Raw genomic sequence first — 17,201 nt, 5'->3', positions numbered from 1 at the left:
GGGTACCATCGGTGAGGACGCCGGAGTGACACGAGAACGCCGGGAGGCGGCATGGCGCGGACGCTGACCCACACTGATCCGGCCGAGGTGACTTTGCAACAGGCGCTCGACGCCCTGACCGATCCGGTGCGCCGCACGATCCTGCGCGAGCTCTCGGACGGGCCTGACTTCTCGCGCGCGTGCGGCACCTTCGACCTGCCGGTGTCGAAAGCGACGGCGAGCCACCACTTCGCGGTGCTGCGGTCCACGGGGCTGCTCGAACAGCTCGACCGCGGACCGCGGCGCTACAACCGGCTGCGGCGCTCCGAGTTCGACGCGCGCTTTCCGGGCCTGCTCGACCTCGTGCTCACCGAGCCCTGAGCCCGCCGGTCTGGACGTCCGTCCACTTCGGACTCGTCAGTCGCGGGTCAGGCCGTCGAGCCACTTCAGCAGCAGCTGCGTCTCCTCCGTGCCGAGCGTGGTGTCCTCGGTGCGCAGGAGTGCCGCGAGCTGCAGGGCCGCGGTCGGCAGCGGCGCTGCCGAACTTTCAGTCTCCTCGGTGCCGTTCTCGGGTGTGAGCAGACTGTCGTGCACGGCGTCGCGCACGCGCCGGGACAGCTCGGGATCGGTGTACACGTCCGGCTGGGTGACCATGTTGAGCGCCACCCCGATGTTCGCCGACATCACGCGCTGCGCGGCGGCGTCCGGGTCCACACGCAGCCGGCCGATCGCGGCGCAGCGCACGAGCACCTCCCGCAGCAGGCGCAGCGCTTCCTGCGCGGCACTGGGGATTTCGGTGAACGCCGGGGAGTACATCAGCCGGTAGACAGCCGGGTGCTCCTGGGCGAAGGCGATGTGGGTGTCCCAGCCGTTCTTGAGGTCGGCGATCGGGTCGGCCGACGGCTCGGCCGCGCGCTTGGTGGCCAGGTAGCGATCGAACCCGTGGTCCACGACGGCCGAGAGCAGGCCGTTCTTGTCGCCGAACAGGCGGTACAACATCGGCGCGCCGACCCCGACCGCCTCGCACACGGCGCGCGTGGAGATGTCGCGGTCGGGCGAGGCGTCGAGCAGCTTCTCGGCGGCCTCCAGCATCTGGGTGCGGATGTCCATGCGTCCAGTGTAGCTCAGATATCGCGTCCACGTAGCACTGTTACGCAGGTCATAGCACCGCTACGGATTATCTCTACCAACGATAGAGCGACGCGGGCCGCACCCGCGGAAGGAGTGCGGCCCGGCGCGGTCACCAGGTGACCGGCACGCTCGAAACCCCGCCCGTCAAGCGGTTGGAGCGCACGTCGAGGTCGTCGACGTCCACGGCCAGGCGCAGGTTCGGGAAACGGCGGAACAGCGAGCTGAACACCACGCGCAGCTCGGTGCGTGCCAGGCTTGCGCCGATGCAGAAGAACCCGCCGTAGCCGAAAGCGATGTGGGAGTTGGGTTTGCGGTCGGCGTCGAACGCCTCGGGGTCGGCGAACACGCTCGCGTCACGGTTGGCCGACGAGGTCGAGATCATCACGGCGTCACCGCGCTGGATCGCGACGCCGCCGATCTCCACGTCCTCGTGGGCATAGCGCAGCAAGCCCAGGCCACCCGGCGCGGACATCCGCAGGATCTCCTCGACCGTGCCGTGCACGCGACCCTCGGGGTCGGCGGCCAGCGCGTCGCGGCGGACGGTGTCGGTGAGCAGGAACAGCACGCCGAGGTCGATGCGGTTCGACGTCGTCTCGTGGCCGGCGAAGAGCAGTCCCGCACCCAGCCGGGCGAGGTCGTCGTCGGTGAACGTCGGGTCGTCGGCCTGCGCGGCGACGAGGTCGGACACGACGTCCTGCGCCGGCTCCGCGCGCTTCTTGTCGGCCAGTTCGCCCATGTAGGCGGCGAACTCGTCCATCGCGCGCTTCGCGTCGCCGCCGCTGTCGAGCACGCCGATGCGGTCGGACAGGTCGCGGAACTTGTCGCGGTCGGCGTACGGCACGCCGAGCAGCTCGCAGATCACCAGCACCGGCAAGGGGAACGACAGGAAGTCGTGCAGGTTCACGGGTTCGCCGCCCGCGGCGTCGTGCGCGGCTTCGAGCTCGTCGAGGCATCGGTCGGCAAGCTCCTGGATGTGCTCGCCGAGCTTGCGCATCCGGTTGGCCGAGAACGCCGGCACCAGCAGGCGCCGCAGCCGCGCGTGCTCGGCCTCTTCGTTCTCGTAGTCGCCCTGTGGGCCGCTGAGCACCGCGGCGTCGGACACCGCCGAGGCCTGCTCCGGCTTCGGGTGCGAACGGCCGAAGCGCGCGTCGGCGAACACCGCGCGGGCCTCCTCGAACCGCGTCACGAGCCAGGCCGGGTCGCCGGCCGGTGTAGTCACGCGCGCGATCGGGCCTTCGCGGCGCAGAACCTGGTACAGCGGCGCGATCTCGAGCACGTTGGGCCGGTCGAACGGCAGCCGCGGCGCACGCTCGGTGGTGGTCATCGGGTCTCCTCCTCGGGTGACGGTTTCCGGGCCCGCGCACGCACCGTCGCGAGCCAGCTCAGTTCCTGCTCGGCCCGCCGGCCGACCTCGGCCAGCACCAGCCGGCTCCACGGGTCCTCCTGCGCCTCGGCGAGCTTCCCCAGCCGCTCGCCCTGAGCGGCGAGCGCGGTTTCCCGCGCGTCGAGCACCCGCAGGCGTTCCGCGGGCTCGAGCCAGCCGAACCCGGCGAGCCGGGAGAGGAACTCGGTCGAGTCTCCGGCCAGGTCGGGCGGCAGGTCCGCGAGCAGGTCGTGCAGCAGCTCGCGGCCGACGTCGGTGATCGTGTAGACGTGGCGCGGCGGCTTGCCCTCGTGCGTCTCGGCGCTTCGCGTGACTGCGCCGGCCTCGGCGAAGCGGCGCAGCGTCGGGTAGAGCGAGTTGTTGGACAGCGCCCGGCCGCTCGACTCCTCGACCTTCCGGCGCAGTTCGTAGCCGTGCCTGGGCTGCTTGGCAAGGCTCGCGAGCAGCAGGACGTCGATCCACATCTAGGTCACCGTAACCTAGGTCATGGTGACCTATCAACGGCCGAACGAGTCACACCGGCGGAAAATCCCCGTCAGGCGCGCAGCACGGCGGCGCCGGTGAACCGGCCTGCAGAGAGGTCCGTGAGGGCCTGATCCGCGTCGGCCAGCGCGTACGGACGAGTGGTCACTTCGAGGTGGTGGCGGCCCGCGAAGGCGAGAAACTCCCGCGCGTCGGCCCGCGTGTTGGCCGTGACGCTGCGGACCTGCCGCTCCTGGAACAGGTGGCGCTGGTAGTTCAGCACCGGCACGTCGGACAGGTGGATGCCCGCGATCGCGAGCGTGCCGCCGCGGTCCAGCGCGGCGAGCGCGACCGGCACCAGGCCCCCGGCGGGGGCGAACAGGATCGCGGAGTCGAGCGGCTCGGGCGGCGGCTCCTCCCCTGCCGACGCCGCCCCGAGGTCGAACGCCAGCCGCTGCGCCGCGCGGCTGCGCGTGACCACGTGGACGATCGCGCCCTGCGCGAGGGCCACCTGCGTGGCGAGGTGCGCGCTGCCGCCGAAGCCGTATACGCCGAGACACCCGCCTTCGAGCACTTCGGCCCGCAGCAGCGCGCGGTAGCCGATGAGACCGGCGCACAGCAGCGGCCCGAGCTCGTCGTCGCTGTAGCCGGCGGGCAGGTGGTGGGCGTAGTCCGCCGGGACCACGGCGTACTCCGCGTAGCCGCCGTCGGCGTCCCAGCCGGTGTAGCGCGATGCCAGGCATAGGTTTTCCGTGCCCCGCAAGCAGAACTTGCACGTGCCGCACGTGTGACGCAGCCAGGCGATGCCTGCGCGGTCACCGATCGCGAAGGTGCCGCCGGCGCCGGCTCCCAGGGCGACGACCTCGCCGACCACCTCGTGCCCCGGTGTCACCGCCGACCGGTGCACCGGCAGATCCCCTTCTGCGACATGGAGATCGGTGCGGCACACGCCGCACACGAGCACCCGCACGAGCAGCTCACCGGGCGCCGGTTCGGGCACCGGTCCGCTCGCGGGCTTCATCGGCCCGGTACCGATCGGCCCCGGCGCCGTGACGCGCCACGACCGCATGGTGGCCGGTAGTCCCGTCATCGCCGCTCCTTCGTCCGGGAACCCGAACGTACCGCGTGCGATGCGGGGCGGCGGGCGCTGCGCCGCCCCGCATCACCCGGTCGGTCAGCGGCCGCTCCACTGGAAGGTGACGGTGGCGCCGGCGCCCACGGTCGCGTCGAACGAGCGGTCACCGGAGACGACGGTGAACTTCTGCTCGGTCTTCGCGGTGTTCAGCGCGACCACGGTGGTCGAGTGGTCGGGGTTCGTGAACGCGACCGCCTCGATCGGTGTGCTGCTGCCGCTGGTGTAGACCACGGACGAGGCGATGTGCACCGAACCCGGCGGAACGAACTTCGAGAAGTGCTCGATGTCGCGGTACTGGTCGTTGTACGTCACGGCCTTCGTCTGCGAGTTCACGGTGATGGTGCCGTTGCAGGTGCCGCAGCCGCCCAGGTGCGGGCCGTGGTTCTCGTCGAGCGCGATGTTCCAGTCGATCGAGCTGCGGCCCCAGTTCTGCATCACGCCGAGGATCGTGGACGAGTCGCCGCCCTCGCACTCGGTCATGAAGATGTCCTTGCCGGGAAATGATGCCTTCAGCGGCGTCTGCGCGTCGGACGAGCCGTAGTAGCAGTGGTAGGCGGTGCCGGCCATCCACTTCGCGGCCGGGGTGGACAGCAGGTCGTACGGGTACTCCGGCTGCGGGTCCTCCCCCGCCCGCTGGTGCGAGGCGATGTCACCGGGGTGCTCGCTCCAGTTGTGGTCGAAGCCGAGGATCTTCGTGTCGAGCCCGGCGGCGCGGATGGCGGGGCCGAGGGCCTCGATCACCTTCGCCTCCTGCTGCCACGGCAGGTCGGTGCCCGGGTAGTTGTTGCGCTCCAGCGCCTGCGGCTCGTTCTGCACGGTCAGGTAGTCCACGTGCACGCCCGCCTTGCGGTAGGCCTGCAGGAACTTGACCAGGTACAGCGCGTAGGCGCGGTAGATCTTCGGCGAGTCGATGAGCTTGCCGTCGATCATCGAGCCGGACGTCTTCATCCAGCCCGGCATGCTCCACGGGCTGGCGACGATCTCCAGCTGCGGGTTCAGCTTCTTCGCCTGGCGCACGAGCGGGAGGATCTGTGCCTCGTCGTGGGCGATGGAGAAGTGCTTCATGTCGTAGTCGGTCTGCCCGGCCGGCAGGTCGTCGTAGCCGTAGTCCTGGCCGACGGCGAAGTCCGACGCGCCGATGGGCTGGCGCAGGAAGCTGATGCCCGCGCCGGTGCGCGGGTCGAAGAGGTTCTTCATGACCTCGTCGCGATTGCCCGGTGTGAGGCCGTAGAGCACCTGGGCCGACGAATCGGTGATGGCCGCGCCGAAGCCGGACACGGTCTGGAACTTCACGTTCGGATCGAGGCGGACCGTCGTGGGCGCCGCCGCGGCCGGGCTCTGCCAGCTCAGCTGCGTGTCGACGGGCGTCGCATCACCGGGGTTCGTGAGCCACTCGTGGACGGTCCGCGACACGGCGGCAGGGGCCGGGGCGGCGGGCGCCGCCGGCGTGATCTCGGGCCCGGAGGCGGCGGTCGCCGACCCGGCCGCCACGGTCACGGCGGCCGCCGCGGCCGTCACCGAACACAGCACTCTTCGCAAGCGCGGCATGCAGATTCCTTCGTTTCACGGGGAAAACCCAGCGGACACGGCACCTGATCGGCACCGTGGGGAACCCGTGCCCGCGTTGGCGGCCGCGACCGGGGGTCCGCACCGACACAACCAAACCGCGGGCGCGGTGACAAGATCCCCGCCCCGGTTTCCCATCGTTGGGGCGGTTTGTCCGCACGTCTGACCCCTCCTCGTGCCACTGACCGGCAACCGCCCGCGCGGGTTCCCGTTGTCGGGCAAGGCAATTCAGCCCGCCGAACGCGGACTCGTTACGGTGGCCCGATTCCCGCACCGCTGACGTGAGGAGACCCCGGTGAGCACCCTGCGCCACGGCCTGTACCTGCCGCCGTTCGGACCTTTCGGCGACCCGGCGGTGCTCGTCGAGCTCGCCGTGCGCGCCGAGGCCGCCGGCTGGGACGGGGTGTTCCTGTGGGACCACGTCGTGCCCGGCGCGCCACCGATCGCGGACCCGTGGACCACGCTCGGCGCGATCGCCCAGGCGACAAGCACGATCCTTCTCGGCCCGATGGTCACTCCCCCGGCGCGGCGCCGGCCGTGGGTGCTCGCGCGGCAGGCCTCGACCGTCAGCCGCCTCTCGCACGGCCGCCTCATCCTCGGCACCGGCCTCGGCTCCGACGAGACCGGCGACTTCAGCCGCTTCGGCGAACCCCTCGGCCCCCGCTCGGCGAAGTTCGACGAGGCAATGGCCTTCGCCCGCGCGATCTGGTCGGGCGCCGAGGTGCGCCACCGCGGCGAGCACTTCCACGTCGACCTCGACGCCGGCCCACCCGAACCGCACCCCATCCCCGTCTGGACCGCGATGTCCACCGACCACCCGCGCGTTCGCACCCGCGCCACCGCCGGCGACGGCATCTTCCCCCTGGCCGGCCCGCACCCGCCGGCACCGGAGGAGCTGGCCCGGCTGGTCACCGCCGTGCACCCTGCCGGCCGCCCCTTCGACGTCGCGGTGGCCGGCAACGCCAGCCCGGCCTGGGACCAACCCCCGACGGTCGACCTCGGCGCGCTGACCGAGGCGGGCATGACGTGGTGGCTCGAATCCCTGATCCACTTCGACCCGCTCGACCTCTCGTTGGCCGTCGTCGACGCCGGGCCACCACGCCGGTGACGCCTCGAACCGCCCAGCCGAACGCGACCCGACACCCGGGACCGGCGGGCCCCACCCGAAATCGAAACAAGTCCGCCCGCCCGTCGAACTCGGCGCACTGACCGAAAACCGGCCCACCGACCCCCTCGACCCATCGTGCACCGTCACCGACGCCGGGCCGCCACGCCAGTAACGCCCCGGGCTGCCTGGCGAGGCCGGGGCTGTTACGTTCGGACGAACCACGGTTGAGCACCCAGCCGTCACCAGGCCCTGTCCCGGCCGCAGGCCGGGCACCGGGCCTGCCGGGTGCTCGTCCGGCCCGGCGGGCCCGTGACCGCGGAGGGAACGTGTCGTGACCGACAACCTCAGAGCGGCCGGCGCGCGACGCCTGCCCACGCTCCACATCACCACCATGACCACCGCCGCGACGACGGTGGTCACCGCCACCGGGGAAATCGACACCGCGGTGTCGGACGCACTGCGCGACCAGCTGGTCGCGGCCCTGGAAGCCCGCCCCGACGTGCTCGTCGTGGACCTGTCCGAGGTGCCGTTCTGCGATTCCAGCGGCCTTTCGGTGCTGATCGACGTCCGGGGCCGCGCGACCGAGGCCGGGATCCCGTTCCGCATCGTCACTCAGCAGCGCGGCCTGCTGCGGCCGATCGGGTTGCTGCACCTCGACTCGGTGCTGGAGATCCACCCGAACCTGGAGGCGGCCACCGGTACCGTCCCCTCGTCGTAGTGCGAGGCCGCGGCAGTGGGCCTAATGTCCTCACATGAGCGATCTGCCGCGGTTTCCCGAGGATTCCACGCCGCCTTCCTTCTCCGGCGAGCCCCCACGTCCGGCCGTGCCCAACACCATCACGGTCGCGTTCTGGGCGTTCGTCGCCTCGACTGTGATCGGCATCGTCGCCGCCCTGCTGCTGTTCGGGCAGAAGGACGACCTCGTCGACGCCGCCCGCCGCACCAATCCCAACCTCGACCAGGCGCAGCTCGACCAGGCCGCGAACATCGCGCTTGTCGTGGCGGTCGTGATCGCGGTCCTCATCGCGCTGCTGTACTTGCTGTTCGCGGTGAAGCTTCGGGCCGGGCGCAACTGGGCGCGGATCGTGCTGACCGTACTCACGGCGCTGCAGGTCCTGTCGCTCATCACGGGCAACGGCGGCACCTGGCTGAGCTACCTCTCGGCGCTGGCGGCCGTGATCGGCGTCGTGTTCTCGTTCGTCGGCGACTCCAACACCTACATAGCGGCGGGCAAACAGGTTCGGAGGTAACCACTCCGGCGGTGGCTGGCGGCTCTAGTGCACGTGCACTATCCTGGGTCTCGGTTGAGCCACCAGCCGCCGCGATTTCACCGCGCTCCGGGAGCGTTGGCGCCGATCGGCTGGGATGCCCGAACTTCCGGCCCGGATCGGCCGTCACCCGGGTGCGCGGCCTACGAGAGGCGGGCCGCCATGAGCGCCCTACGCCGCACGAAAGCTCCTTCCGCCAGGGTCGGCCAACTCGACCCGAAACGCCTGCTCGACCTGCACGTCCACCGTCCCGTGCCAGGCGTGTCCGTGGTGGAGGTGGTCGGCGAGGTCGATCTCTGCACCGCCCCGCACCTCTCCGAGGTCGTCGAAGCCAGGATCCGCAGCACGGTCGGCGTGGTGATCATCGACCTCGGCCGCACCACGTTCCTCGCGGTCGCCGGCCTGAAGGTCCTGCGCCGCATGCAGTTGCTGGCCGAGCTTCTCGACACCGACTTCTACGTGGACCCCGGCGACTCCCACCCGGCTCGCCGCCTGCTGCAGCTCATGCCACTCGGCTGCGAACGCCCCGGCGCCGCCACGGGCCTTTCACCCGTCGACGTCCCCGGCCAGCGGCGGCGGCTCACCACTTGAGGATTTCCCGGCGCACTTCCGTGGCCGCGAACCCGGGTTCCAGTGGCAAGATCACCACGGGGACCACCACCGCGGACGCCGGGAGAGCACCATGCGCATCGGTTTCACCCTGCCCCAGTTCGGCCCGTTCGCCGGAGACGGCTCGGGCGTCACCCGCTTCGCCCGGCGTGCCGAGGAACTCGGTGCCGCGAGTCTGTGGGTCGGCGACCGACTGCTCGCGCCGGTGCACCCGACGGTCGGGTACGGCGGCTCCGACGCGATCCCGGCCGAGTTCGCCGTGCGACTCGACCCGTTCGCGCTGCTGGCCGCCGCGGCCGCGGTGACCGAGCGGGTGCGGCTCGGCACCAACGTGCTCAACGCGCCCTGGTACCCGCCCGCCGTGCTCGCGCGCTCGCTCACCACGATCGACGCGCTCAGCGGCGGCCGGCTGGTCCCGGGGCTGGGCACGGGCTGGTCTCCCGAGGAGTACGAGGCCGTGAACGTGCCGATGACCGAACGCGGCGCGCGGCTCGACGAATGCCTCGACGCCCTCGGAGCGCTGTGGACCACCGATCCCGCCGAATACCGCGGCCGGCACTGGACCGTGCCCGAAACCCACGACTCGTTCAAGCCGGTCCGCACGCCGCCGGTGTACCTCGCCGGGTACGCACCGGCCGCGATGCGCCGGATCGCGCGGCGGGCGGCGGGCTGGCTGCCGGTGGTCACGCCGCCGGCCGAGTACGACCCGGGGACCGCGATCCTCGCACCGCTGGCGAACCTGCGGCAGCTGGCCGAGGAAGCCGGCCGTGACCCCGCGGAACTGGGCGCGATCCTGCGCGTCTACCCGCTGGCGGGCGCCGGCGTGGCCGACGTGGTCACCGCCATCGAGCGCACTGCCCAGGACACCGAGCTGCGCGACGTGTTCGTCGACCTCACCTTCACCGCGCGCAGCACCGACGATGCCCTGGAGCTCGTGGAGTCGATCCTCGGGCAGACCGCCCACGAGCCCGCGTGACGCGTTCACCCTCCGTTGGTTGCCCGCCGGGGTCCGGACTGCCGAAGATGTCGGGATGATCGAGCGCCACCACCACCGGCACGAGTCCGACGAGAACGACGGACTCGCCGAAGCCGCCCGGCACGCCGGCTTCGACCTCGGGACCGACGTCGCCCAGCCGGTGGCCGGGCACGAGCACAACGCCTTCGACGCGGAGGTCGACCTCGGCGTGGACGGCGAGCCGCCGGAGCTGCGCGGCTGAGCGAAGATCACCCCGGGCACGAGGATGGCCCCCGACCGGAGCCAGGTCGGGGGCCATCGTCTCGGGCCGGTGCGCTGTGGCCGCCTCTCGGCAGATCGCGCGACGCGGCGCCGGACGGATGCCGGGGCAGCCGGACGGAACACCGCCTCGACGAGGGGTGAGCCCGGCGGACACGAAGCGCATCGGCCGACTCGTTCAACATCACGAGCGGCGATCGCTATTCCCGCTCAGGCGGGCCCTGGTCCGGGGTCGCGGAAGTCGTCCGGGCTGACCTCGTCGAGCAGGTCGCGGAACTGGCGGATCTCGTCCTCGGTGCCCACGCCCGGCTCGCCGCCGAGCGCTTCGGCCGGGTCCTCGCCGCCGGCCACGGTGACGTCCACCGCGGCCTCGGCGAGCACGGCCTCGGCCACCTCGATGGGTGCGTGGGCTCGCAGCCCCACGGCGATCGCGTCGCTGGGCCGCGCCGACACGCGCACGCCGTCCGAGAGCACCAGGTCGGCGTGGAAGATGCTGTCGCGCAGCTCGGTGACCTCGACGCTCGTGACGTGCCGTCCGAACGCCGACACCACCTCGAGGATGAGCTCGACCGTGCCCGGCCGGGCCGAGGTCACCTGCTCCTGCGCGGCGGCCAGTTCCTGCGCCTCCGGTGCGCCGATGGTGATGGCCAGCCAGCGGCGCTGCCCGGTTTCCTCGCGCAGCAGCACCACCGGCGCCACCTCCTGGGCGACGACGGCGAGACCCTGGACCCGCACTTGCACCATGTGGTTCACCCGCTTCCGGACTGAGAGCCCCCTCGGGGACGTACCCAGTGTCGCGCGCGGGCACGCGTACCCGCGCGGGGCGGGGTCAGGTAAAACTGGACACGGCGGCCACGAACTCGGCCGCCACGTCGTAGAGCTTGCGGTTTCCGTCCTGCGAACGCTTCACGAGCCGTTGGAAAGCTTCCTCGGCCGTGATGCGGTGAGCGGCCATCAGGATGCCTTTGGCCTGGTCGATGACGGCGCGCGTGTCCAGTGCGCGGTTGAGCTGCGCCACCAGCTCCTGCGCGTCGAAGTAGCGCCGCGCGCTGCGCAGGCCGAACACCACCGTCGCGGTGTAGAGCTCCAGGATTTTCACCTCGAGGTCGCTGAACCCGTGTTCGCCGAACCCGAACAGGTTCATCGCGCCGCTGATGTCGCCGTCGACGGTGAGCGGGGCGGCGAGGAAGCTCGCCACGCCGAGCTCGTCGGCGGCCGACGCGAACTGCGGCCACTGGTCGGCCACCGCGCCGACCCCGACCCGCACGGGCGCCCCCGTCTCGGCCGCGCGCAGGCACGGTCCGTCACCGATGCGGTACTGCTCGCGGTCGAAGTTCACCGCGCGCTGATCGGTGCTGGCGACGGTCTCCCCGACGCCGTCCCGAACCAGCGTGATGCTGGCCATGTCTGCCCCGGCCACCACACCGACCACGTGCTCGCAGACCGCCTGCAGCATCTGGCCGAGATCGAGTTCCTGGTGGTCGAGCATCGCGGTCAGCGACTCCATCGCCACGGTGACTTCGTCAAGCCGCGCGGATAGCCGTTCCTGGCCGCCGGTCATGTTTCCCAGACCCTTCTCTTGGGTACTCGAAGGGCGCTGCTGACCAGGAGAGACCCGGGCGCGCGCCACCATTGGCCGCTAGCGCTTTAACGGGTCCTCGGGCGACATTACTGCATCCCGATCACCTGTCGGACACGCGGTGCCGCTCCCTCGCACCCCCGGCACGCATCGCGAAACCGAGGTGTCGAAGCCTGACTGAGTGGGTATGCGGGGGGCATGGAGAACGAAGCCGCCGGCAGCTCGCCGAGCCACGGGATGCCGGCCGTCGACAACCTGCTCGCGGAGGTGGTCGAGCTGCGCCTGCCCGCCGAGACCGCACAGATCCCGCTGGCGCGGATGCTGGCCCAGGCGGTGGCCGCGCGCGCCGACTACGGGCTCGACGCGATCGCCGACGCGAAGATGGCTGTCGACGAGGCGTGCGCGCAGCTCGTGGAACTCGCCGACTTCGGCGAGACCATGACCTGCCGCTTCCGCGTGGCACCCGAGGGCATCGCCATCACCGTGGAGACCCGCACCGGGCACGCGCGGCTGCCGAGCGAGCGCAGCTTCGGCTGGCACGTGCTCACGACGCTGGCCGCCACCGTGTCGTCGACCAACACCCCGGCTCCCGACGGCGTCGGCAACACCCTGGCGATCCACCTCGAGCTGGGCCAGGGGACGGCCAGGTGAACCCGCCGCCGATCACCCGGCGCCGGGACGAATACGCCCACACGGTGCCGCTGTTCGAAGAGTTCGCCGCCCTCGACGCCGACGATCCGCGCCGCCCACGCCTGCGCGAGCAACTCGTGACGGAGTTCCTCCCGGTCGCCGAGCACATCGCCACGCGCTTCACCGGCCGCGGCGAGCCGCGCGAGGACCTCGTGCAGGTGGCCCGCATCGGGCTGCTCAACGCCATCGACCGGTTCACCCCGGACCGCGGCCCGGACTTCCTCTCCTTCGCCGTGCCCACGATCATGGGCGAGATCCGCCGCCACTTCCGCGACACCGGCTGGTCCGTGCGGGTGCCGCGCCGGCTGAAGGAGCTGCACCTCGCCCTGAGCCACGGCTCGAGCGCGCTGTCGCAGACCCTCGGCCGCGCGCCGACGCCGACGGAGCTCGCGGAGCACCTCGGACTCGACGTCGGCGAAGTCCACGAAGGTCTCATCGCCGGCAACGCCTACCAGACGCTGTCGGTCGACAAGCCCGTGCACGACGACGCCGAACCCCTCTCGCTCGCGGACACCCTCGGCGAGGAAGACGCGGAACTCGAGCACATCGAAAACCACGAGGCGCTGGAACCGCTGCTGCGCGAACTGCCGCAGCGCGAACGCGCGATCCTCGTGATGCGCTTCTTCGGCGGTCTCACGCAAACCCAGATCGCCGACCGCGTGGGCATTTCCCAGATGCACGTCTCGCGCCTGTTGTCACAGACCCTGGAACAACTTCGCGGAAAACTCACCATCGAGCCGTGAGCACGGTCATAACCGAAAATCTTTTCACCGAGCACACCGGAAACCGCCATGCTGCAACGGAAAACCCACAACTTACGGCACTGGTCCCCGTTACCGAAGCGCGATTTCTTCACCTGCCGGAGCGACCCCGTTGTCCACCCCTTCGTCTTCTGCGAGGATTCATTCCCGTCCACGACGAAGGAGTGTCCGGTGGCTTCGATCCTCAACCCGTACATCAGCTTCCGCGACGACGCCCGGCAGGCGATGGAGTTCTACCGGGACGTGTTCGGCGGGACGCTGACCGTGAACACGTTCGGGGAATCCGGTATGCCGGACTCCCCCGCGGCGAACAACATCATGCACGCTCAGCTCGAGACCGAGAACGGATTCACGTTGATGGCGGCCGACACGCCGCCGGGCATGGACCACAACCCCGGCACCAACATCTCGGTGAGCCTCAGCGGCGACGACGGCGACCAGCTGCGCGGCTACTGGACCAAGCTCTCCGACGGCGGCAACGTCGCGGTGCCGCTGGAAAAGCAGATGTGGGGCGACGAGTTCGGCATGTGCGTCGACAAGTTCGGCATCGGCTGGATGGTCAACATCACGCAGCCGCAGGGCTGAGCGCACCCGGCGGCGGCATCCGGGGTTGCCGCGGCCGCCGCCGGGTGACCGCCACGTGTCCGGCAACCGTACGGGGAGGAAAAACGTGATGCGGGTCGTGATCGTCGGGGGCGGGTTCGCCGGGTACAACGCGGCGAAGCGGCTGCGCAGGACCGCGGGCGACGACGTGGAAGTGGTGGTGGTCAACCCCACCGACTACTTCCTCTACCTGCCACTGCTGCCGGAGGTCTCGGCCGGGCTGCTCGACCCGCGCAGCATCACCGTCTCGATCCCCGGCACCCTGCGCGGCGTGCGACTGGCACTCGGCACAGTGACCACTGTGGACTTCGACGCGCACACGATCGGCTACACCGACCCCGAAGGCCACGGCCACGAGTTGTCCTACGACCGGCTCGTGCTCGCCGCCGGCAGCGTGAACAAGCTCCTGCCGATCCCCGGCGTCGCCGAGACGGCCCACGGGTTCCGCGGGGTGCCGGAGGCGCTCTACCTGCGCGACCACATCACCCGTCAGATCGAGCTCGCCGCCGCCGCCGACGATCCGGAGGAGCGCACGGCTCGCTGCACGTTCGTCGTCGTGGGCGCCGGTTACACCGGCACCGAGGTCGCGGCTCAGGGCCCGGCGTTCACCGAAGCGCTCGTCGCGCGCCACCCCGAGCTCACGGGGCAGCCGGTGCGCTGGCTGCTGCTCGACATCGCCGATCGCGTGCTGCCCGAGCTGTCGCCGCGCCTGGGCAAGACCGCCGACGCGGTGCTGCGCGAGCGGGGCGTCGAGGTGGTGATGAAGACGTCGGTGAAGGACGCCACCGCCGACGCCGTCACGCTCACCAGCGGCGAACGCGTCCCGACGCGGTCGCTCGTGTGGTGCGTCGGGGTGCGGCCCGACCCGCTCGTCGCCGACGTCGGCCTGCCCACGGCCAAGGGCCGCGTCGTGGTGACCGCGCAGCTCGCCGTGCCGGGCTACCCGGACGTGTTCGCGTGCGGCGACGTCGCGGCCGTGCCCGACCTGACCCGGCCGGGTGAGTGCACGGCGATGACCGCGCAGCACGCCGAACGCCAGGGCAAGCTCGCGGGAACCAACGTCGCCGCGTCACTCGGATACGGCCGGCCCGGCACCTACCGCCACCACGACCTCGGGTTCGTGGTCGACCTGGGTGCCGGCCGCGCGGCGGCCAACCCGCTGCACATACCGCTTTCGGGCTGGCCCGCGAAGATCGTGACCCGCGCTTACCACCTGCTCGCGATGCCGGGCAACCGCCTGCGCACCGCCACCAACTGGGGACTCGCGACGGTGAGCCGCCGCCCGACCGTCCAACTGGGACTGGTCCGGGGCTCGTCCGTGCCGCTCGACACCGACTCCCCCGAGGTGCCGCACCGCCGGCACTGAGTCCACTGTGGATCTCATCTGTTCCACAGTGGACTAATCAGGCCTTCACCTCGACGGGCGCGCCCACCGGCAGCCCGGCGAAGAACACCTCCGAGTCGGCGTCGGTCAGGTGAATGCAGCCGTGGGAGGGCTTGTCCAACGGCCCGGCGTGGAACGCGATCCCGCCGGCCGCGAAGAACACCGAGTTCGGCATCGGGTCGCCGTACTCGCTGCTGGTGTGCACCTTGTCCTTCCACGCGACCTTGAAGCTGCCCACAGGTGTCGGCTGGCTCGCGTCACCCGGCTCCATCGCGACCGGTCCGCGCACGACGACGCCGTCCTTGAGCAGCCACGCGAGCCGCAGCGACAGGCTCGCGCACGCGCCCGTGGACACCTCTGCGACCGCGCACGGCGGGGGCGGAGGCGGAGGCGGGGTGGTCGAGGTGGGCGTGGTCTCCGTGGTGGCGGGCGCGAGGCTCGCGGTCTCGGCCAGCGGCGTGGGGGTGGTGGCCGCCTGCGGCGCCGTGCACGCCGTCAGCGCGGCCGCGGCTGCCACGAGCGCTCCCGTCCCGAAGGTCTTTCCCTGCATCGACAACTCCTGTCGTCCGGTCCACCGTGATCAACGGGTGAGCGGACGGGAAGGTTGAGTCCGTGACCGCGGACACTACCGGCAGGAAATGTTGACGCGTCATCAAAGCCTGGTAGGTTCGACGCCAGGAACTCGCGAGGAAGTGGACATGGAACTCGGTATCTACAGCTTCGGCGACCGGACGCCCGACCCGGCGACCGGTGAACAGGTGTCGGTGGCGCAGCGGCTCGCCGAGACGGTGGAGCGCATCAAGCTCGCCGACGAGCTCGGGCTCGGGTTCTACGGCCTGGGCGAGCACCACCTGGAGCACTACGCCATCTCGAACCCCGCCACCGTGCTGGCCGCGGCGGCGAGCGTCACCGAGCACATCACGCTCGCGAGCGCGGTCACGGTGCTCTCCACCGAGGACCCGGTGCGCGTGTACCAGCAGTTCACCACGCTCGATCAGCTCAGCCGCGGCCGTGCGGAGCTGCTCGCCGGGCGCGGGTCGTTCACCGAGTCGTTCCCGCTCTTCGGCGCCGACCTCGGCGACTACGACGAGCTGTTCGAGGAGAAGCTCGCCCTGCTGCTGCGCATCGACCGCGAGGACCCGATCACGTGGTCGGGCCGCTTCCGCCCGCCGCTGAACGACGCGCACATCTACCCGCGCCCGTACGGCCGGCGCCTGCGCATCTCCGTCGGCACCGGCGGAAACCCCGAGTCCTCGATCCGCGCCGGGCTGCTCGGCCTGCCCGTGGTCTACGCCGTGATCGGCGGCGAGCCGGAGCGCTTCGCACCGCTGGTGGACCTCTACCGCCGCGCGGCCGCGGCCGGCGAGCACGCCGACGACGAGCACGACGTGACCATGGGCGCCATCGGCTTCGTCGCCGAGAACTCCCAGGATGCCAAGGAAACCTTCTACCCGTACTGGCTCGAGACGATGAAGTGGGGCGCGCGCTCGCGCGGCTGGGCCGTGCCCACGCGCCGCGAGTACGACCAGTACACCGAGGGCGCCCGCGCGCTGTTCGTCGGCAGCCCGAACGAGGTGGCCGAGCGCATCATCAGCGTCGGCAAGCTGACCGGCGCCGACCGCTACGCCATGCAGATGGACTGGTCGGGTGTGCCGCACGCGAAGGTGATGAAGGCGATCGAGCTGCTGGGCACCGAGGTGCTCCCGCAGATCCGCAAGGAGTTCGGCTGAGGCCCGAGTACCGGGAAGAGCCTCAGCAGAACTGCTTGGCCCCGCCGGCCAGCCGCGCCGCCCGCTCCACCGCCACGTGCAGCAGATCGGTTGGGGCGCAACACGTTTCCACCAGTCCGGCGACGAGTGCCGCCTCCGGGGTGAACGTTCGCTCGCCCGAGCGGACCGTGCGCCAGACCGGGCCGGCGTGGCGGCGCAGCACCGCCTCGACGGCGGGCGGCACGTGCGCGACCGCGCCGAGCCCGAGCCGCCCCTGAGCCATCACGCGCAGGTCGGTGGCCGCCGCCAGCGCGTAGCCGGCGCCCAGCGCGTCTCCGCCGATCGCGGCGACGACCGGGCTCGGGTGGTTCGCGATGGCGAGCACGGCCCGCTCCAGCCGGTCCGCCGTGCCGGCGAAGCCGCGGGCGAACACGTCGTCACCGCCGGTGAGGACGACCGCGTACGAGCCGCCGATGTAGCCCAGCGCGGCGGTGATCCGGTCCAGTGTCTCGGGAACCATGCTCCCGCAGGGGTTCTCGTGCATCCGGACCACCGCGACGCCGTGGTCGTGCTCCAGGTCGATCATGCGCCGTCCTCCC

21 protein-coding genes are annotated in these 17,201 nt (G+C 71.2%); 12 read left to right on the top strand and 9 right to left on the bottom strand.

Annotation, left to right across the window (positions count from 1 at the left end; all coding sequences use genetic code 11):
* The first annotated feature begins 51 nt into the window (after positions 1 to 51).
* On the top strand, positions 52 to 360 hold the full coding sequence (locus AB0383_RS21710; protein ID WP_220241202.1) for a helix-turn-helix transcriptional regulator: 309 nt from the start codon (positions 52 to 54) through the stop codon (positions 358 to 360).
* A gap of 36 nt (positions 361 to 396) precedes the next feature.
* On the opposite strand, the gene AB0383_RS21705 is transcribed toward AB0383_RS21710, so the two are convergent.
* The 5 genes from AB0383_RS21705 to AB0383_RS21685 form a co-directional block, all read right to left on the bottom strand.
* On the bottom strand, positions 397 to 1,089 hold the full coding sequence (locus AB0383_RS21705; protein WP_354875420.1) for a TetR/AcrR family transcriptional regulator: 693 nt from the start codon (positions 1,087 to 1,089) through the stop codon (positions 397 to 399).
* A 130-nt stretch (positions 1,090 to 1,219) separates the two neighbouring features.
* A complete protein-coding gene (locus AB0383_RS21700; protein ID WP_364171102.1) occupies positions 1,220 to 2,434 on the bottom strand; it encodes a cytochrome P450 in 1,215 nt (404 codons plus the stop codon).
* The gene (locus AB0383_RS21695) at positions 2,431 to 2,958 is read right to left on the bottom strand and encodes a PadR family transcriptional regulator (protein ID WP_364171104.1); all 528 of its coding nucleotides are present in this window, start codon (positions 2,956 to 2,958) and stop codon (positions 2,431 to 2,433) included. The genes AB0383_RS21700 and AB0383_RS21695 overlap by 4 nt, the downstream gene beginning before the upstream one ends.
* A gap of 71 nt (positions 2,959 to 3,029) precedes the next feature.
* On the bottom strand, positions 3,030 to 4,025 hold the full coding sequence (locus AB0383_RS21690) for a zinc-binding alcohol dehydrogenase family protein (RefSeq protein ID WP_364171378.1): 996 nt from the start codon (positions 4,023 to 4,025) through the stop codon (positions 3,030 to 3,032).
* A 105-nt stretch (positions 4,026 to 4,130) separates the two neighbouring features.
* Positions 4,131 to 5,639 carry a glycoside hydrolase family 30 beta sandwich domain-containing protein gene (locus tag AB0383_RS21685; protein ID WP_364171106.1) on the bottom strand — a complete coding sequence of 503 codons (1,509 nt, stop codon included), beginning with the start codon at positions 5,637 to 5,639 and terminating at the stop codon, positions 4,131 to 4,133.
* Between the two features lie 313 nt (positions 5,640 to 5,952).
* Here AB0383_RS21685 and AB0383_RS21680 point away from each other — a divergent pair, with 313 nt between their 5' ends.
* The 6 genes from AB0383_RS21680 to AB0383_RS21655 all read left to right on the top strand — a co-directional run bounded on the left by AB0383_RS21680 (position 5,953) and on the right by AB0383_RS21655 (position 9,859).
* Entirely contained in the window at positions 5,953 to 6,765 is an 813-nt protein-coding gene (locus AB0383_RS21680) for an LLM class flavin-dependent oxidoreductase (RefSeq protein WP_364171108.1), read from the top strand.
* A 331-nt stretch (positions 6,766 to 7,096) separates the two neighbouring features.
* Complete coding sequence (locus tag AB0383_RS21675; protein WP_364171110.1) at positions 7,097 to 7,483, top strand: STAS domain-containing protein; 387 nt, start codon at positions 7,097 to 7,099, stop codon at positions 7,481 to 7,483.
* Between the two features lie 34 nt (positions 7,484 to 7,517).
* Positions 7,518 to 8,015 (top strand): hypothetical protein, encoded by a 498-nt coding sequence (locus tag AB0383_RS21670; protein ID WP_364171112.1) that lies wholly within the window; start codon positions 7,518 to 7,520, stop codon positions 8,013 to 8,015.
* A 180-nt stretch (positions 8,016 to 8,195) separates the two neighbouring features.
* Complete coding sequence (locus tag AB0383_RS21665; protein ID WP_364171114.1) at positions 8,196 to 8,624, top strand: STAS domain-containing protein; 429 nt, start codon at positions 8,196 to 8,198, stop codon at positions 8,622 to 8,624.
* A 91-nt stretch (positions 8,625 to 8,715) separates the two neighbouring features.
* Positions 8,716 to 9,618 (top strand): TIGR03619 family F420-dependent LLM class oxidoreductase, encoded by a 903-nt coding sequence (locus AB0383_RS21660; protein ID WP_364171116.1) that lies wholly within the window; start codon positions 8,716 to 8,718, stop codon positions 9,616 to 9,618.
* Positions 9,619 to 9,673: 55 nt separating this feature from the next.
* On the top strand, positions 9,674 to 9,859 hold the full coding sequence (locus AB0383_RS21655; RefSeq protein ID WP_354875434.1) for a hypothetical protein: 186 nt from the start codon (positions 9,674 to 9,676) through the stop codon (positions 9,857 to 9,859).
* A 227-nt stretch (positions 9,860 to 10,086) separates the two neighbouring features.
* Here the strand turns inward: AB0383_RS21655 and AB0383_RS21650 are convergent, their stop codons facing one another.
* Both AB0383_RS21650 and AB0383_RS21645 read right to left on the bottom strand, forming a co-directional pair.
* Positions 10,087 to 10,620: a bifunctional nuclease family protein gene (locus AB0383_RS21650; protein WP_364171118.1), complete on the bottom strand. Its 534-nt coding sequence runs from the start codon at positions 10,618 to 10,620 to the stop codon at positions 10,087 to 10,089.
* An 85-nt stretch (positions 10,621 to 10,705) separates the two neighbouring features.
* On the bottom strand, positions 10,706 to 11,437 hold the full coding sequence (locus AB0383_RS21645; RefSeq protein WP_220241220.1) for a GAF and ANTAR domain-containing protein: 732 nt from the start codon (positions 11,435 to 11,437) through the stop codon (positions 10,706 to 10,708).
* 216 nt (positions 11,438 to 11,653) lie between these two features.
* Between AB0383_RS21645 and AB0383_RS21640 the strand changes: the two genes are divergently transcribed.
* The 4 genes from AB0383_RS21640 (at position 11,654) to AB0383_RS21625 (ending at position 14,875) form a co-directional block, all read left to right on the top strand.
* Complete coding sequence (locus AB0383_RS21640) at positions 11,654 to 12,106, top strand: ATP-binding protein (RefSeq protein WP_364171120.1); 453 nt, start codon at positions 11,654 to 11,656, stop codon at positions 12,104 to 12,106.
* A complete protein-coding gene (locus AB0383_RS21635; RefSeq protein WP_364171122.1) occupies positions 12,103 to 12,888 on the top strand; it encodes a SigB/SigF/SigG family RNA polymerase sigma factor in 786 nt (261 codons plus the stop codon). Before AB0383_RS21640 ends, AB0383_RS21635 begins: the two co-directional genes overlap by 4 nt.
* A 189-nt stretch (positions 12,889 to 13,077) precedes the next feature.
* Positions 13,078 to 13,491 carry a VOC family protein gene (locus AB0383_RS21630; RefSeq protein WP_364171123.1) on the top strand — a complete coding sequence of 138 codons (414 nt, stop codon included), beginning with the start codon at positions 13,078 to 13,080 and terminating at the stop codon, positions 13,489 to 13,491.
* Positions 13,492 to 13,579: 88 nt separating this feature from the next.
* Entirely contained in the window at positions 13,580 to 14,875 is a 1,296-nt protein-coding gene (locus AB0383_RS21625; protein WP_364171125.1) for an NAD(P)/FAD-dependent oxidoreductase, read from the top strand.
* A gap of 37 nt (positions 14,876 to 14,912) precedes the next feature.
* Here the strand turns inward: AB0383_RS21625 and AB0383_RS21620 are convergent, their stop codons facing one another.
* A complete protein-coding gene (locus AB0383_RS21620) occupies positions 14,913 to 15,443 on the bottom strand; it encodes a L,D-transpeptidase (RefSeq protein ID WP_364171127.1) in 531 nt (176 codons plus the stop codon).
* A gap of 148 nt (positions 15,444 to 15,591) precedes the next feature.
* On the opposite strand from AB0383_RS21620, the gene AB0383_RS21615 reads away from it, so the two are divergent.
* Positions 15,592 to 16,623, top strand: coding sequence for an LLM class flavin-dependent oxidoreductase (locus AB0383_RS21615; protein WP_364171129.1), 1,032 nt, complete (start codon positions 15,592 to 15,594; stop codon positions 16,621 to 16,623).
* 22 nt (positions 16,624 to 16,645) lie between these two features.
* Here the strand turns inward: AB0383_RS21615 and AB0383_RS21610 are convergent, their stop codons facing one another.
* Positions 16,646 to 17,188, bottom strand: a complete 543-nt coding sequence (locus AB0383_RS21610; protein WP_364171130.1) for an enoyl-CoA hydratase-related protein — start codon at positions 17,186 to 17,188, stop codon at positions 16,646 to 16,648.
* Positions 17,189 to 17,201: the final 13 nt, after the last annotated feature.

Source organism: Amycolatopsis sp. NPDC051373 (genome assembly GCF_040689465.1).
Classification (GTDB): domain Bacteria; phylum Actinomycetota; class Actinomycetes; order Mycobacteriales; family Pseudonocardiaceae; genus Amycolatopsis.
This window is presented reverse-complemented; position numbering and strand designations above follow the sequence as displayed.

What these genes read in the sequence shown, in the direction of transcription:
- AB0383_RS21710 (WP_220241202.1), top strand. Translation starts at nt 52, where the DNA reads ATGGCGCGGACGCTGACCCACACTGATCCGGCCGAGGTGACTTTGCAA.
- AB0383_RS21705 (WP_354875420.1), bottom strand. Translation starts at nt 1,089, where the DNA reads ATGGACATCCGCACCCAGATGCTGGAGGCCGCCGAGAAGCTGCTCGAC.
- AB0383_RS21700 (WP_364171102.1), bottom strand. Translation starts at nt 2,434, where the DNA reads ATGACCACCACCGAGCGTGCGCCGCGGCTGCCGTTCGACCGGCCCAAC.
- AB0383_RS21695 (WP_364171104.1), bottom strand. Translation starts at nt 2,958, where the DNA reads ATGTGGATCGACGTCCTGCTGCTCGCGAGCCTTGCCAAGCAGCCCAGG.
- AB0383_RS21690 (WP_364171378.1), bottom strand. Translation starts at nt 4,025, where the DNA reads ATGCGGTCGTGGCGCGTCACGGCGCCGGGGCCGATCGGTACCGGGCCG.
- AB0383_RS21685 (WP_364171106.1), bottom strand. Translation starts at nt 5,639, where the DNA reads ATGCCGCGCTTGCGAAGAGTGCTGTGTTCGGTGACGGCCGCGGCGGCC.
- AB0383_RS21670 (WP_364171112.1), top strand. Translation starts at nt 7,518, where the DNA reads ATGAGCGATCTGCCGCGGTTTCCCGAGGATTCCACGCCGCCTTCCTTC.
- AB0383_RS21665 (WP_364171114.1), top strand. Translation starts at nt 8,196, where the DNA reads ATGAGCGCCCTACGCCGCACGAAAGCTCCTTCCGCCAGGGTCGGCCAA.
- AB0383_RS21660 (WP_364171116.1), top strand. Translation starts at nt 8,716, where the DNA reads ATGCGCATCGGTTTCACCCTGCCCCAGTTCGGCCCGTTCGCCGGAGAC.
- AB0383_RS21655 (WP_354875434.1), top strand. Translation starts at nt 9,674, where the DNA reads ATGATCGAGCGCCACCACCACCGGCACGAGTCCGACGAGAACGACGGA.
- AB0383_RS21650 (WP_364171118.1), bottom strand. Translation starts at nt 10,620, where the DNA reads ATGGTGCAAGTGCGGGTCCAGGGTCTCGCCGTCGTCGCCCAGGAGGTG.
- AB0383_RS21645 (WP_220241220.1), bottom strand. Translation starts at nt 11,437, where the DNA reads ATGACCGGCGGCCAGGAACGGCTATCCGCGCGGCTTGACGAAGTCACC.
- AB0383_RS21640 (WP_364171120.1), top strand. Translation starts at nt 11,654, where the DNA reads ATGGAGAACGAAGCCGCCGGCAGCTCGCCGAGCCACGGGATGCCGGCC.
- AB0383_RS21625 (WP_364171125.1), top strand. Translation starts at nt 13,580, where the DNA reads ATGCGGGTCGTGATCGTCGGGGGCGGGTTCGCCGGGTACAACGCGGCG.
- AB0383_RS21620 (WP_364171127.1), bottom strand. Translation starts at nt 15,443, where the DNA reads ATGCAGGGAAAGACCTTCGGGACGGGAGCGCTCGTGGCAGCCGCGGCC.
- AB0383_RS21615 (WP_364171129.1), top strand. Translation starts at nt 15,592, where the DNA reads ATGGAACTCGGTATCTACAGCTTCGGCGACCGGACGCCCGACCCGGCG.
- AB0383_RS21610 (WP_364171130.1), bottom strand. Translation starts at nt 17,188, where the DNA reads ATGATCGACCTGGAGCACGACCACGGCGTCGCGGTGGTCCGGATGCAC.